Here is a 14,288-nt window from a genome sequence, read left to right as displayed (position 1 = left end):
ATTTAAACCGTTTAAAAACACACAGGTAAAACATGGATAGTATATATCGTTTCAATGCCCAGCTTGCATCTGGTGAAAACTTTAGCCTTGAATCGTTACAAGGAAAAACAGCGCTTATCGTCAATATTGCCAGCAAATGTAATTTTTCAGTTCAAATGGCAAGCCTTGAAAAGTTGTATCAAGAATATAAACAGCAAGGTTTTACCGTACTGGGTTTTGCCTGCAATCAATTTGGCCACAATGAGCCACTTGATGGCAATGAGCTTAAAGCCTTTTATCAGCAGCACTTTGATGTCAGTTTTCCTATTTTTAACAAGGTCTTAGTCAACGGCCCAGACGCCCACCCGTTATTTAATTATTTAAAGTGTCATACCCGTGGAATTGCACAAAACCGCGCAATTAAATGGAATTTCACCAAATTTCTTATAAACTCAGAGGGTCAACTCGTTGCGCGATATGCCCCGCGCACCAAACCCGAAACCCTCAAAATGGTGATAGAGAGTAATTTAAATGATGAAACTGGCCTTATTCAGTGCGCAAAAGTATGAGCAACCGTTTTTTGAAAGGAATCTAACTGAATACGCTGAGTCTGTTTCGCTCAGTTATTTTGAGCAATCCTTAAACAGCAATACCACGCCCCTCTGCCAAGGTTTCGATGCAGTGTGCGTGTTTGTAAACGATACGGTCGATAAACACGTCATTGCAGATATGGCGGCTGTTGGCATTAAAGCAATCTTATTACGCTGTGCAGGCTTCAATAATGTAGACCTTGATGCTGCCAAAGAGCATAACATCAAGGTTTGCCGCGTCCCTGCATATAGCCCAGAAGCAGTAGCAGAGCATTGTATTGCCCTTATGCTAACGCTCAACCGAAAAACCCATAAAGCCTTTAACCGCGTACGTGAAGGTAACTTTGATTTAAACGGTTTACTTGGTTTTAATCTGTTTAAAAAAACTATTGGGATTATAGGCTGCGGCAAAATCGGTTTAGCGCTGGTAAATATATTAAATGGCTTTGGAGCTAAGGTACTCGTTTGCGACCCAATGGCTGGTGAAGGCCCTTATACCCTGTGCGATTTAGACACTTTACTCACACAAAGTGATGTCATCTCATTGCACTGCCCGCTCAACGAGCATACTCATCATTTAATTGATGCTAGCGCATTTGAGAAAATGAAAGATGGTGTCATGCTGATTAACACCTCTCGTGGTGCACTTCTTGATAGCCAAGCATGTATTCAGGCGCTTAAGTCTAAAAAGCTCGGACACCTAGGGCTTGATGTGTATGAGCAAGAGTCAGAGTTATTCTTTAAAGATCATCGTGAAGAAATCATGCAAGACGATATTTTTTCACGCCTTATTAGCTTTCCAAATGTGTTAGTGACAGGCCACCAAGGCTTCTTCACCCAAGAAGCACTTAGCGAAATAGCCTGCACCACATTACAAAGTGCTAATGAAATAAGCCAAGACTTACCACTAACTAACGAAGTTATTTAAAGCAAGCGCCCCTTAAATTAAAAAGGCGTGAGGTTTAACCCCCACGCCTTTTACTTTTTGTCTTTTCACTTAAAACTAGCAACTAGCAACTCAAATCTCTATTTCAACAACGCCACGTTCACAAAAACCGCCGTCATTAATAACGGGCAGACAAAGCGAATGTACTGGGCAAACCAATAATGAGGACCGCTCGATACTTGATGCAATTTATTACCACGCTGCCATAACCAGCCAACAGTAATGAAATAGAACAGTCCCATTAAAGGTAATTGGTACTGTGTAAGCACCATAATGACTAAACCAAATAACCAGTCAAAGTTTAAGATAATCAGTGATGAGGCAATAAACACGATTAACGTTACAAATAAGGTTGCTTTTTTGCGCTCTACACTGTGATTCTCAACTAAAAATGCTACTGGAATTTCGGTCGATGAGATGGTTGATGTCACTGAGGCAATCGACATTAATACAAAAAATAATAAGCCAACGAGTAAACCCATTTGGCCCATCGTGCTAAACAGTTCAGGTAAAATTGCAAAAATTAACTGCCCTTCACCGACCAATTTACCGCCGCTAAATACCTCTACACCGTTGTGTTGAGCAACAAAAATAGCCGGAATAATCAATAAACCCGCTAAAAAGGCTACACCAGTATCAAGCAATGCCACAGTACCAGTTAATTTAGGCAGGTTGGCATCTGGCTTTAAATAAGAGCCGTAAACCATCATACAACCAACACCTAACGACAATGAAAAGAACGCTTGTCCCATTGCCGCAATAATTAAGTTTGCATCAAAAATTTGACTAAAATCTGGCACTAAATAGGCTGCAAAGCCATCCATCGCACCATCTAGGGTGGCGATATAAGCAATTAACGCCACTAATAACACTAGCAATAATGGCATTAAGCGGCGTGACCAAGTTTCGATACCTGATTTAACGCCTTTTAAAATAATACTCGCGGTAAGAATAAGCATCAGTGGCGTAAACACAAAATTACGTGCCATAGAGTCACTGTGTAAAAAGTTACTTAACTCAGTAAAACCAAAGAAGCTTGCGACTGGCTCGAGCGCATAAGCGAGCATCCACCCGGCAACTATCGAATAAAAGCTCAGCATTACAACCGCACCAAACAGGCCAATATAACCAGCTGCTGCCCCCACTTTAGGCGCTGTGTCTTGCCATGCGTTAGATAATGCTTTTACTGGATTCGCTTGCGCTTGGTGGCCTAAATACAGCTCAGTATACAGAGCCGGAAGCGCTAATAAGAAGATAACAATGAAGTAAACGAGTAAAAATGCACCGCCGCCATGGTTTGCCGCTTGTGTTGGAAAGCCCCAAATATTACCTAAACCTACCGCCGCACCAGAAGCTGCTAAAACGAAACCTAATCGACTTTGAAAGCCGTCACGAACTTGTGCCATACATCTACAAATCTGTTATTATTTTTCATCATTAAACCATAATTACAGTCAACTGCGTAAACTATTTGCGTTTGTTCATGCCTATAAATGTGCATCTGCTGTAAAAATGAACAAAACTAAATACGAGCCTTCGTGTAAGCGTTAAACCATGAGCAGTCACTACTTTTCGAACACCCTTGTCATCGAGCAGCAAAGCCAATCAACGGCCAAAAAAATTATGCTGATGGATGCAACACGTATTGATGTTGCAAGTTTACCCGTTGATAAATTACTCAGTGAGTTTGAATTAAGCGTGCTTGAAAAACGCAAAGTGCCTAGCGCCAAGCAAGAGTACTTAGCGACTCGCCTAACGTTAAAGTATTTGTATCAACATGCTTACCCTAGTGATGATTTAGCTCTCAATGAAATATCAAGCCAGTTTAATGACAAAGACAGTAAGCTCAAATTACATACAAAACGCAGAGAACCTGTGTGGGCCTGTTTATCACATTCAAATGGTTTAATTGGCGCAGCCCTTAACCCCGAACAGCAGCGATTTGGTTTTGATATTGAACAAAGCAGTAAGCCTCGCCCTTTTATCAAACTCGCAAAGCATTTTTATCATCAAGATGAAGTTGACTTAATTAGCCGTTTTGACGCTCCCGATGAACAGGCACAGTGCTTTTTTAGAATTTGGACATTAAAAGAGTCGCTTGCCAAAGCAAGTGCTCAGCCAATTGCGAAACTACTTGCTCCTAATGTATTTGAAGAATTGAGCAAACATAATTTCAGCGCGAGTAGTAACTCTGTTGAAGGCTTTGATATAAGTGTTGTGGCACAAAAAAGCACTGACTGGCAGTGCTCTTTTATTAATTTTAACGACTTACGCCGCGACTTGGCTTTCTAATAGTCGGCTGTGAATAGCCTGCACGACTTCATCTGACTCACTTTGCTCAACTAAGAAGCACAGGTTATGTTTACTTGCACCGTGGCAAATTAAACGAATATTAAAATCACTCAATACCTGCATTAAGTTCATTTCTTGCTGACGTAATTGAATTTCAGAACCAATTAAAGCCACCAGCGTTAAGTTATTCTCAACCGACACATGACAAAACTCAGAAAGCTTATCTAAACAAGCTTGATCAAGCTCAGGGCGTGATGCATTTGGTGCGTTATCCAAAGTAATTGCAACACTGATCTCTGAGGTAGTAACCAAATCAACCGAAATATTAAACTCACTTAAAATGGTGAATACACGGGCTAAGAAACCACTCGCTAGGAGCATTTCTGGGCTTTTAACCGTTAACAGAATTTGATTTTTACGCTGTGTTACGGCTCGAATACCTGGTTGCTGAGATTTTTCTTTTTCAATCCATGTACCACCTAACTGTGGTTCACGGCTTGAACCAACAAACACACTAATATGGCTTCGGCTTGCAGGTAAAATGGTTGCCGGGTGCAGTACTTTTGCCCCAAACGTTGCCATTTCTGCCGCTTCATCAAAGCTTAAGCGTGCAATTGGGCTTGCTTTAGCGCATAAACGCGGATCAGTACTGAAAATACCCACAACATCGGTCCAAATATGCACGCTTTTTGCGTTAATTGCTTCAGCGAGTAATGCAGCACTGTAATCTGAACCACCACGGCCTAAAGTGGTCGTTTGATTGTGCTCATTGCTACCAATAAAACCTTGAGTTACCACAACATGGTCATCAAGTAATGGCACTAAATGCTCTTTAGCTGCCGCAGCGGTTGCTGCAACATTTGGGGTAGCTTTAGCAAATTGGCTATCTGTTTTTAGCACTTTACGTACATCAAAACGCACCGCATCAAGACCTTGCCCTCGTAATACTTGAGTAAATAAATACGATGATAAACGCTCGCCAAAGCTCAGTAGTTCATCTTGATCTGCTACTGACTTAGCCCCGTCTGATGCTAGCTTTTGAAAAGCCTTAAGCGTTTCATTAAAGCCATGTGCTAAATCAGCATCCAGTGACAGCTCTGCCAAGATTGCTTCTTGAATGGCGACAACGCCAGTAATATGCTCATCACGTTCAGCCGCACTCAAATCAGCTTTACACAATGCAACTAAATGATTGGTCACGCCTGCACTGGCACTCACAGCAACAATACGTACTTGATTATCAGCACAAATAATTTCTGCACAGCGGCTCATAGCATCAAAGTTAGCTACACTGGTGCCACCAAATTTTGCAACAACGTAATCTGATTTTGTGTTGGCGGCTAATTGGGTATTCATGTCGTCTCCTTTTGTGGAAAACTATCCACAGTAATTCAAGAAGAACTCGGCAAGGGGGTGCTTTGAAAATAAAGAGTAGTCCATGCCAGAAGCTCTCCACCTAGTTTGGTGACAGTTTTGAGGATTCAGCCCCATAAACCGAAAAATAACCGTGACGTCCGGTTAATTTTCTCGGCGAGTACTTCCCTCATTAATGGTCATCGGCGTTCGTCACCTCACATTAATTACCTAAGTATCGCACCTCTTCTGAATGTTAAGTTAACACCTGGTTAAAATAACAAAGCCTGCTGTTAAAAGCAGGCTTCGAAAGTTAACGTTTAGACGTCTAGCTGTCAAGTTGTTTTATGAAATTAAACTGCCCGCTAAGTGCGAACCATAATAACCAACGGTATAAGCAACTAATAAATAAACCGACATTTTAAGATAGCTCATAAAGGTCAGTGCCTTAACCTTACTCATGGCAATAATACCTGCCGCAGAGCCGATAATAAGCATTGAGCCACCGACCCCAGTTGCGTAAGTAAACGACAGCCATTGCTGAGGACTCATCACAATATCAGCTTTTAAAAGTGCTGCAGTTAGAGGTACGTTATCTACCGCCGCTGATAATAGCCCCATCAAGTAGTTGGCATATTCCGGTGCCATCAACTCATATAAATGAGTAAATTTAGCAAGCATACCAACTTCTTTTAATGCGCCAACCAGCAATAACACACCAACGAAGAACAATAAGGTGTCGTATTCAATTTCACGAATATAATCGATGATTTTTTTGTTAACGTCTTTTTTGCGCATTAAGAATTGCGCAACCAAAAACATCAGAGATAAACCAAATAAAAAGGTTAATAACGGCGGCACACTATAAAGCACACTCAAAGTTAACGTAGCAATAATCGTCGAGAAGAAGATAACCGCAATAGTAATATCTGTCTTTTCGATACGACGGGCTGCTTGTTTTTCAAACACAACATTACCCGACATACCCACCGACAACATCGCCGCGAGCAGTGCAACACTTGTCAGTGCAGGGGCAATTAATAATAGTAGATTAGCAATCGTGACTTTTTCGTCTAAGAAAATCATCAGGGTTGTAACATCACCCGTAATCAACGACACCCCACCCGAATTAACACTAAATACAATTAAGGTCGCATATTTTATTAATTTTTTAGGATCTAACTTAAGTGACATCACCACCGCAAGCGAGATTAAAGTTGCAGTTATGTTGTCTGAAATAGATGAAAATAGAAACGCAAACCCACCAATCAGAAACATCAGCTTTCGTTCACTGATTTGATTTGGCATAATTTTATGAACAATATTCTGGATAAAACCTTTAGAGTTTAAATACGCTACAAAGGTCATCGCAGCCATTAAGAACAGCCACAAAGTCGCGATTTCTAATATGTTGTGATCCAGTTGATGTTGTATGGTTTCTGGGCTTTGCCCATGAATTGGAGAGATAAATAAGATAATCCAGCATAAAGTGCCAAAAAAAAGCGTCGTTTTGGCCTTGTTTACATGGATAATATCCTCTATAACGATAAGCAAAAATGCCACCGCTATCAGGGTTAGGATAAGTGGGGTTACCATGGTGTTTGAACAACCTTTATAATAATGTAAAAATTGTAAGTCGAGTGTTTCGGCGCGGATTCTAGCAGCATAGAAAGCATAAAACTATTCTCAATTACATAATTTAATACTAATCGCTAACACCAAAGTCTGAATTTACTGGAGCCTTATGATCCCAGCTAAAAAGTTATTAAATACCCTTACTGAGCATTGGGGGGTGTTAGAACTGCTATTTAAACGTTTTAAGATGGCTGATTTCAGCTTGAAAGACGTACAAAATGCGATAAAACAAAAACAACCTTCATGGTCAAATGAACGCATTTATAAAGAAACAAATCGTTTATTGAATCAAGATATTATCATTCCACTGGCAAAATCATCGCAGTTAGAAATCAACCGCGCGATCGCCGATTTTGCGACTTTCTTGCTACAAGAAGAACACTTAGGTCTTGCCCAAGAAATAAGTGTGCTTGTTGATGATTTAGCTCGCCTTGGTAATCGCCTTGCTAAAGCCGGTGAAATTGAAGATTACGACGAGCTTCGCCGCTTCAGCCGTATTATGGATGATCGGGTACGCAAAATAATGAAATTGTTTGCCCACAATGAAAACGCTATTTTAAATATTGTTGAGCAAGCGAAAGCTGATAACGCGGTGCAATCACTGCAAAAACGCTATCAGGCTGTAATTGAAGCGTTCGATGAATACATCGAGCCTATGCTTGAAATGGTTGATATTCGTGGTGACTTCCATGCTTGCTTTAATACCATCGAAGCACAAATTAGCGCGCAAATAGAGCAAATTGACCGCCTTGGTAAGTCGTATCAAGATAAGCGCATGCTTGAACAATTACGTACTCGTATTCTAGAAATGCATTTAGTTGGCCGTGAAAGCTTACGTAAAAGCGCCGATATGCTGATGCCGCTACGTGAAGAGTTACGTCGCAACAACCTAATTACTCGCCAAGCGGCTAAAGTGCTTGGTTTAGTGCGTAAAAATGGCGTCGATAACATGTTAAGTGCAGTACAGCCTAACTTTGTCTCAGACGCACAACGTTTTTCACTTGGTCAGCAACGTCATATCGTGGCTTATATGGCAGGCTTAGTTGACTTTGAGCACGATGAATATCAGCTTCCTGAACATGATGATGTGCCCGCCTATCAAAGCCCGCATATTCCTGATTACAACGACGTTAAAACACAATTTAGAAAACGCTTTAAAAAAGCCAGCAAAAAAGCTCAGCCGCTGCTTAGTTTCTTAGATGAAAGCTACCCAGACTTAGAAGCTGACGAAATGCTGTTCTTGTATCAAAAATTGATTAGCGATGGCGACCTTGAAATCAGCCAAAGCCAAGAGAAAGTAAAAATAAAAATTGCCCAGCAACACTTCTCTCTTTACCCATTTAACTCATCGATTGCTGACGATAAAAAAGCAACAGAGCAATAACCATGACAGATATTAATTTAGATGATTTAACGCATCTGCAAGCTATTAATAAAAAGCTCACATCAGGCTACCACATTAGCGAACAAGACACGCTGATGTGGCAAGAGCTTGACCAACACATTGATGCTTATCGCGCGTTATTTAACGCCCTTGGCCATGACCTACAACATGATAGCCGTGGCTTTTACTATTTTGGCAGCGACGAAAGCACCCCAAACATGGGTAAAATTTCGCGTGCCATCGCACTGACTATCTACATCTTAATTGAGCACTATGCCAATACCGGTAAAGATCCAATGCGTGCTTTGTTTGACGAAGTAAACGACCTTGAACTGATGCAAACCTTAGTGCAAATCAACAAGCACCTGTTTGATCAATTAGAAATCTTCTCTGGCTCAGATTTACGTAAAGACGTTTATCTACGTATGGTACGTTTAGGTCTTGCTCGCGAAGTAGAAAACGGCTTTATGCTGCAAGCACCTATTTATCGTTATATCGATGCATTAATGGAAGTAAACGAAGAAACCTACCTAGGAGATGACGACTAATGCAAAGCCAAAGCCTATACGGACTCAGCAAACTTGCGCTTTTAAATACCGCAGGCTATGCAAAATGCGTGATCCCACTGGATAAAAGTAGCTCTATTTGTGCACCGAATAATACCGGTAAAAGCTCGGTAATTAATGCCCTGCAATTTCCATTGATTAACGATTTGCGTTTAACAGAATGGGATGGCCACGATTTAGACGAAACCCGAAAATTCTACTTTTCGTCAGATCAATCCTATATTTTACTCGAAGCTGACCTACCTAATGGCCCTGTGGTGATTGGTGTTGCCGGCCTTGGTAAAATTGCCGGTTACGCGCATCAGTTTTTTTGTTACCAAGGTAAGTTGAACCTTGATCACTACACTCAAGGCAAAACCATTGTAAAATTCACCAAGCTTTTTAATCACTTAAAAGAGCAAGGTTTCAATCCAATTGAATTAAAAGCGCAGGAGCTAAACGCCCTACTCACTGGCGGCGCAACCCCATTTGATGGCGATATCAACTTAAAGATGATCCCCCTCAATAACGTGCAAGATTCAGCAATTTACAAAGAAATTTTCCGCCGTATTCTTAACTTGCATAAGTTAGGTGCCAGTGATGTTAAGCGCTTTATGTTACGTGTATTTGAGCGCCATATGTCAAACTCACGGGTTGATTTTTATGAGGTATGGCGACGTTCATTCGATAAAGTGAACCGCGCTAAACGTGAATTAAAAGCCCTTGAGTCAATGCAAGAGCCTATCGCAGCCCTTGAATCTATGCTTGAAAACCAAACGGTTTTAAAAGGCAAACTTGCTGCCTATGCGCCAAAAATTGACCAAGCACTGATTGACTTTGAAACCTATCAACAAGACCAACTCACTGAGCTAAATATTGCCCTTGAAGATATTGAAAACGAAAAGCATGAGTTCGACCAAAAGCAGCAGCTGTATATTCAGCAATCCCGTGATATTGAACGTAAGCAAACACAAATTGAACAATGGTTTTTAGACTATCGAACGCTTAAATCTGAGTTTGAACTAGTTAATAAAGCCACTTTAAAAGTAAGCCTTACTCAGCTTAAACAAGATTATGAATCGCTATCGCATTCATTAAGCAGTGCTCAAGGTCAAAGCTTGCACACGCTAGATTACCGTATCAGCGAAACACAAAAGCAAATTAAGAGCTTAAAACTGCAGTTAAAGAACCTCGAGTTCAATTTATTCACTCGCATGCGTGAAGATTTGTCTTTAAAAGAAGTTGAAGAAATTTCGCGTATTCTAAACCCAGATATCTTATCGTTTGCCACCACCAGCAATGGTGATGTTGATATAACAGACGAAGATGCCTTTGGTGAGTTTTTAGAGCAGTTATCAGCTAACGTGAAAGGCGGTGTACTGACTCTTCCTGGCGCAACGATTAAACTTAAAAAGCTAAGCCCAGTGCAAATGCAAACGGGCGAAAATAAAGAGCAATTAACCGCGCAACTCGCTGCTCTTGAAAACTCACTGAAAGAGTTTAAACAACAGCGCGAAGTCGCTGCTAATGTGGCCGAAAAGCAAAAAGAAAAAGATGCCTTATATGATGAGCTAATGGCTTCAGAAGAAGCATTAAAACGCTTTGAACAATTTGAAGTGATGCAGCAATCTGTCGATGCACAAACTCTGCTAAAAGAGCAGTTAAATGCAGAACGCGAGCAAGTTGACGACTACCTGCAAGATATTCAAAAGAACAGTGGCTCAATTAGCGATCGTCGCTCAATTATCAAGTCGAAAAAAGATCTGCTTGCTCGCCAAGCTGACCGTTTGCGTCAAGTTAAATCAGAACGTATCGATCACACGCTTGATTTTTACTCAGGCAAAGTCACTCCGTACATGATTGAAATCAATATTGATTTTGATAACTTAAGTGACCTCATTCATCACTTTAACAAAGACTGCCAAGAGCTACGTAACTTTGATATCAACGTACGTAACACCTACATGCATATTTACAATGCGGGTATTACTAAATTTGATAACGAAAACGATGAGTTTACTAAATACGAAAAGCTTATTAGCGCGTTTCATAACATCGATAACGAGCGCGATGCGGTTGAACGTCAAGGCCGAGTTGCGTTAACCGAAGTAGCCGCTACTATTAAAGGCTTGCGTGAAGACTTAGATCGCCTGCGCCGCGAAATGAACAGCTTTAATAAAGGCATTAGTCAGCATCGGATCTCTAATCTTCAAGCATTCAAAATTAATGTTATTCCGCGCAAGATGTTGGTTGATAGCATTGATACCATTATTAGTACCTCAAATCAGTTTGAGCAAGGCGATACCCTAGACCTATTAAGCCAAGAGCCTTATAGCGAATCTGCTGTAAACGAAGCGAAAGATCATTTGATTAAGCTTGCCTCAGAAAAAGCCGGTTTAACACTGACCGACTTATTTGATATTCGTTTTGAAGTAGTAAACCGTGCTGGTGAAACTGAGCACTTCGAAAAAATCGATTCAGCCGGCTCTAACGGTACCCGTATCACCATTAAGCTACTTTGCGGCATGCTGTTTATTCGTTACTTATTAAGCGACCAAGAACAAAACTTGTATCGTATTCCGATTTATATCGATGAAGCTGCCGATATCGACCCACAAAACCAAAAAGCAATTATCGAAACCGCTCTTAGCTTTGGCTTTGTGCCGATTTTTGCCTCAGTTAAACCACAAGTTAGCTGTGATTACATCGTCCCTATTCGTACTGTTAAAGATGGTGCACAAAACTGGGTGGATGAAAAAGACTGGATAGATGTGGAACACACTGTTTAATTACAAAAATTAATCATTGATTCAGTCAAGGATGACTATGTTTACAAACTATTACAGTACTTTTTTGTAAATGTGCCATAGTTTTTAAATAATCATTCAGTTGAGTATTATTTGTGTTATGTTATCAATCAAGTAGTGGAAATTTTGCCAAGGAGCAAACAATATGAAGAACTTATTAATCGCGACGGCTGTATTATTTTTAGCGGCTTGTGCTAAAACGCCTGATTGGGATTACGACAAATCAGCAGATTTTAGTAATTATAAAACCTTCTCTTGGGTACCTAATGCCAGCTTGACTAAAAACGTAGCGAACTACCAAATTAGCCCTTTAATGGAAAAACGTGTTCGTGACGCTGTAAATGCTGAACTTGAAAAAAGCGGTATGAAGCTAGTTGATTTAGCACAAGCAGATGTACTGATTAACTATCATGCCTCTGTTGATACTAAAATTGATGTAGATACCTTCAACGTCGGTTACGGCGCACGCTGGAATTACTGGGGTATGGGTTATAACACGCAAACAACCACTCGCGAATATGAAGTGGGTACGTTAATTCTAGACGTGGTAGACCGTGCTTCTAACCAATTAGTTTGGCGTGGTGCGAAAGAAGGTCGTTTGCAAAAGAACCAATCACCTGAAAAGCGCACTGAAGTTATCAAAGAGACTGTTGCTAACATTCTAAGTAACTTCCCACCGCAATCAATTAATCAAAACTAAACACTGTTTTAGTTAAAAGACCGCGCAATTAGCGCGGTTTTTTATTGCCTGTTTAAATCTGGTTGGAGTGGTATAACTCAGTGATTCAGATACAATACCCGCAATTTTCAGTGCGCCTAACTAGCCCACTACCCCAGATTAAACAAAATCAAGAGAGTTTTAGATGGTACGCGCAGTACAGCTTACACTTCCCGCATTATTCGTCACTTGCTCAGTGCTAGCAGAAGACACCAACAATATTGAACAAATCACCGTTGAAGTTTCAGCAACCGCAAATAAAGAACCTGTAGGTACTTTTGATGCGCCAGTATCAAACTTAGAATATGACCCGCGTGTCGATTTGCAATCGCGCAATATGGCTGAAGCACAAGCTGATGTAACCATTCGTGGTGGTATTTTCGAAAATACTGGCTTTCGTGTAGGCAGCAGTACATTATTTGACCCTCAATCTGGTCACTACTTTGCTGAAATTCCAATTGCGCCGCAGATGCTAACAGGCCCTTCAGTGCTTACAGGTGCTGATAATGCCCTTTATGGTATGAATAGCTCGGTTGGTACGGTTTCATTTGGCTGGCGCCCTATCACAAGTACTGGCAGCGTTTCTCTTGGCACAGGTACGAATGGCTTTAATTTACAAAGCATTCATGCTGCCCATAGCCAAAAGCTTGATAGCAAACCTGATTGGCGATTAGGTTTTGAAGGGGAATACTCTCACTCAAAAAGTGATGGCTCAATTGATAATGGCGACCACGACTTCGAACGTGCCTCAGCGCGTATTCAACTCGCAAGCTCTACCTCACAAACTGATTTAATGTTCGGACGCCAAGAGAAGTTTTTTGGTTGGCCAAACCTTTATACGCCATTTAACTTTAACGAAACCGAAGATCTTGAAACCAAGCTTTTCATGCTCAATCACAAGCAAATGTATGGTAAGAGCAATAGCCTTGAAGTGACTGGTTATTATCGTAAACATAACGACCATTACGTTTTGTCTCGTGAAAACCCAGCTATTTTTGAAGCGTTTCACGAAACCACGGTTAAGTCATTGGCACTCTCTGGACGCCACCGTTTAAATGACCACTATGCAATTAATTATGCTGGCCAATTTATTGCTGATGAAATTGAATCAACGTCTCTTGAAAACAACTTTACATCACGCAATTACACCAAGCTAAGTATCTTGCCTGAGTACAAGACAGCTCTTACAGCGAACAAAGAGCTTACTTTACGTGTTGGTGCTGCATTTGATGATACGAACCGTGATAGCTCAGATACCTCATTTATTGCCGATGCCAGCCTTAAAGTAGCTAATCAAAATGGCAGTGAACATACTTGGTATGCGTCATACGCAGAAGCATCACAAGTTCCCGGTTATACCGCCATCGGCGGCAGTGAAACGGGCGGGTTATTCAGAAGTAACTACAGCCTTGAGCGCGAAACCACCGATAACCTTGAATTAGGTTTACTGATTGAACAGTCTTCATGGCGTTTAGATTCAGCTATTTTCTACCGTAAAGATAAAAACCTTACGGATTGGACATATCGCTTTGATGCAACCTCTGCACGTTTTGCAAACCCGGTTGATATAGACACCTTAGGCGTTGAGTTTTTAGCGAATAAAACGTTCGAAAGCACTGAGTTAATTGCCAGCTATACCTATTTAGAAAAATCAGAAGACTATGGCACGGCAGATATTGATGCGAGCTTTTATGCGCTTAACTACCCTGATCACCGTGTAACACTGGGTGCAATATGGCAACCAATGGATGTGCTTGAGCTGCGTATCGATAACGAATGGCGTAAGCAACATAGTAACCGCTTACGTAACTCTGATGATGAAGCCTTCTTCACGCAGTTAACGCTAAAATTCACCCCAGCTCAGCTTGATAATGTGTTTGTTACCTTTGCAGCTGACAACATTTGGGATGAATCTTTCGAAGAAGTACCGGGTACCCCAGGCCGCGGCGAACAATATACTCTTAGCGCTACCTATACGTGGTAAGCAAAAACAATAATGCCAGTCAATTGACTGGCATTTTGGTGTCACGTTACTTTCC

The 14,288-nt window shown here is 41.0% G+C and carries 11 protein-coding genes and 1 riboswitch; of the genes, 8 read left to right on the top strand and 3 right to left on the bottom strand.

Features of this window, described 5'->3' with window-relative positions; all coding sequences use genetic code 11:
* Positions 1-32: 32 nt before the first annotated feature.
* Positions 33-548, top strand: coding sequence for a glutathione peroxidase (locus AADY36_RS07225; RefSeq protein WP_054551485.1), 516 nt, complete (start codon positions 33-35; stop codon positions 546-548).
* The gene (locus tag AADY36_RS07220; RefSeq protein ID WP_055020869.1) at positions 514-1,497 is read left to right on the top strand and encodes a 2-hydroxyacid dehydrogenase; all 984 of its coding nucleotides are present in this window, start codon (positions 514-516) and stop codon (positions 1,495-1,497) included. The genes AADY36_RS07225 and AADY36_RS07220 overlap by 35 nt, the downstream gene beginning before the upstream one ends.
* A 98-nt stretch (positions 1,498-1,595) precedes the next feature.
* Here AADY36_RS07220 and AADY36_RS07215 read toward each other — a convergent pair whose 3' ends face one another.
* Positions 1,596-2,921 (bottom strand): sodium-dependent transporter, encoded by a 1,326-nt coding sequence (locus AADY36_RS07215; RefSeq protein ID WP_055196773.1) that lies wholly within the window; start codon positions 2,919-2,921, stop codon positions 1,596-1,598.
* Positions 2,922-3,069: 148 nt separating this feature from the next.
* Between AADY36_RS07215 and AADY36_RS07210 the strand changes: the two genes are divergently transcribed.
* A complete protein-coding gene (locus AADY36_RS07210; RefSeq protein WP_342408754.1) occupies positions 3,070-3,807 on the top strand; it encodes a 4'-phosphopantetheinyl transferase family protein in 738 nt (245 codons plus the stop codon).
* Here AADY36_RS07210 and lysC read toward each other — a convergent pair.
* Together lysC and nhaD are read right to left on the bottom strand one after the other, a co-directional pair.
* Positions 3,784-5,163, bottom strand: a complete 1,380-nt coding sequence (gene lysC, locus AADY36_RS07205; RefSeq protein ID WP_055020817.1) for a lysine-sensitive aspartokinase 3 — start codon at positions 5,161-5,163, stop codon at positions 3,784-3,786. The genes AADY36_RS07210 and lysC overlap by 24 nt on opposite strands.
* Before the next feature lie 81 nt (positions 5,164-5,244).
* A riboswitch (Lysine riboswitch) is annotated at positions 5,245-5,417 on the bottom strand.
* Positions 5,418-5,505: 88 nt separating this feature from the next.
* On the bottom strand, positions 5,506-6,756 hold the full coding sequence (gene nhaD, locus AADY36_RS07200) for a sodium:proton antiporter NhaD (RefSeq protein ID WP_342408753.1): 1,251 nt from the start codon (positions 6,754-6,756) through the stop codon (positions 5,506-5,508).
* Between the two features lie 148 nt (positions 6,757-6,904).
* Here nhaD and AADY36_RS07195 point away from each other — a divergent pair, with 148 nt between their 5' ends.
* From AADY36_RS07195 to AADY36_RS07175, 5 genes are all read left to right on the top strand, one after another.
* Positions 6,905-8,179 carry a hypothetical protein gene (locus AADY36_RS07195; RefSeq protein WP_055196777.1) on the top strand — a complete coding sequence of 425 codons (1,275 nt, stop codon included), beginning with the start codon at positions 6,905-6,907 and terminating at the stop codon, positions 8,177-8,179.
* Positions 8,180-8,181: 2 nt separating this feature from the next.
* Positions 8,182-8,727: a condensin complex protein MksE gene (locus AADY36_RS07190; protein WP_054561687.1), complete on the top strand. Its 546-nt coding sequence runs from the start codon at positions 8,182-8,184 to the stop codon at positions 8,725-8,727.
* The gene (locus AADY36_RS07185; RefSeq protein WP_342408752.1) at positions 8,727-11,513 is read left to right on the top strand and encodes an ATPase; all 2,787 of its coding nucleotides are present in this window, start codon (positions 8,727-8,729) and stop codon (positions 11,511-11,513) included. The genes AADY36_RS07190 and AADY36_RS07185 overlap by 1 nt, the downstream gene beginning before the upstream one ends.
* Positions 11,514-11,676: 163 nt before the next feature.
* Complete coding sequence (locus AADY36_RS07180; RefSeq protein WP_054561689.1) at positions 11,677-12,231, top strand: DUF4136 domain-containing protein; 555 nt, start codon at positions 11,677-11,679, stop codon at positions 12,229-12,231.
* Between the two features lie 163 nt (positions 12,232-12,394).
* A complete protein-coding gene (locus tag AADY36_RS07175; protein WP_342408751.1) occupies positions 12,395-14,233 on the top strand; it encodes a TonB-dependent receptor plug domain-containing protein in 1,839 nt (612 codons plus the stop codon).
* Positions 14,234-14,288 lie beyond the last annotated feature (55 nt).

Origin of the sequence: Pseudoalteromonas sp. D15MCD-2 (assembly GCF_038562745.1) — a bacterium.
Lineage (GTDB): Bacteria > Pseudomonadota > Gammaproteobacteria > Enterobacterales > Alteromonadaceae > Pseudoalteromonas.
Note: the sequence above shows the minus strand (reverse complement) of the source record. Positions and strands in the feature narration are given on the sequence as shown.

What these genes read in the sequence shown, in the direction of transcription:
- AADY36_RS07225 (WP_054551485.1), top strand. Translation starts at nt 33, where the DNA reads ATGGATAGTATATATCGTTTCAATGCCCAGCTTGCATCTGGTGAAAAC.
- AADY36_RS07220 (WP_055020869.1), top strand. Translation starts at nt 514, where the DNA reads ATGAAACTGGCCTTATTCAGTGCGCAAAAGTATGAGCAACCGTTTTTT.
- AADY36_RS07215 (WP_055196773.1), bottom strand. Translation starts at nt 2,921, where the DNA reads ATGGCACAAGTTCGTGACGGCTTTCAAAGTCGATTAGGTTTCGTTTTA.
- AADY36_RS07210 (WP_342408754.1), top strand. Translation starts at nt 3,070, where the DNA reads ATGAGCAGTCACTACTTTTCGAACACCCTTGTCATCGAGCAGCAAAGC.
- lysC (WP_055020817.1), bottom strand. Translation starts at nt 5,163, where the DNA reads ATGAATACCCAATTAGCCGCCAACACAAAATCAGATTACGTTGTTGCA.
- nhaD (WP_342408753.1), bottom strand. Translation starts at nt 6,756, where the DNA reads ATGGTAACCCCACTTATCCTAACCCTGATAGCGGTGGCATTTTTGCTT.
- AADY36_RS07195 (WP_055196777.1), top strand. Translation starts at nt 6,905, where the DNA reads ATGATCCCAGCTAAAAAGTTATTAAATACCCTTACTGAGCATTGGGGG.
- AADY36_RS07190 (WP_054561687.1), top strand. Translation starts at nt 8,182, where the DNA reads ATGACAGATATTAATTTAGATGATTTAACGCATCTGCAAGCTATTAAT.
- AADY36_RS07185 (WP_342408752.1), top strand. Translation starts at nt 8,727, where the DNA reads ATGCAAAGCCAAAGCCTATACGGACTCAGCAAACTTGCGCTTTTAAAT.
- AADY36_RS07180 (WP_054561689.1), top strand. Translation starts at nt 11,677, where the DNA reads ATGAAGAACTTATTAATCGCGACGGCTGTATTATTTTTAGCGGCTTGT.
- AADY36_RS07175 (WP_342408751.1), top strand. Translation starts at nt 12,395, where the DNA reads ATGGTACGCGCAGTACAGCTTACACTTCCCGCATTATTCGTCACTTGC.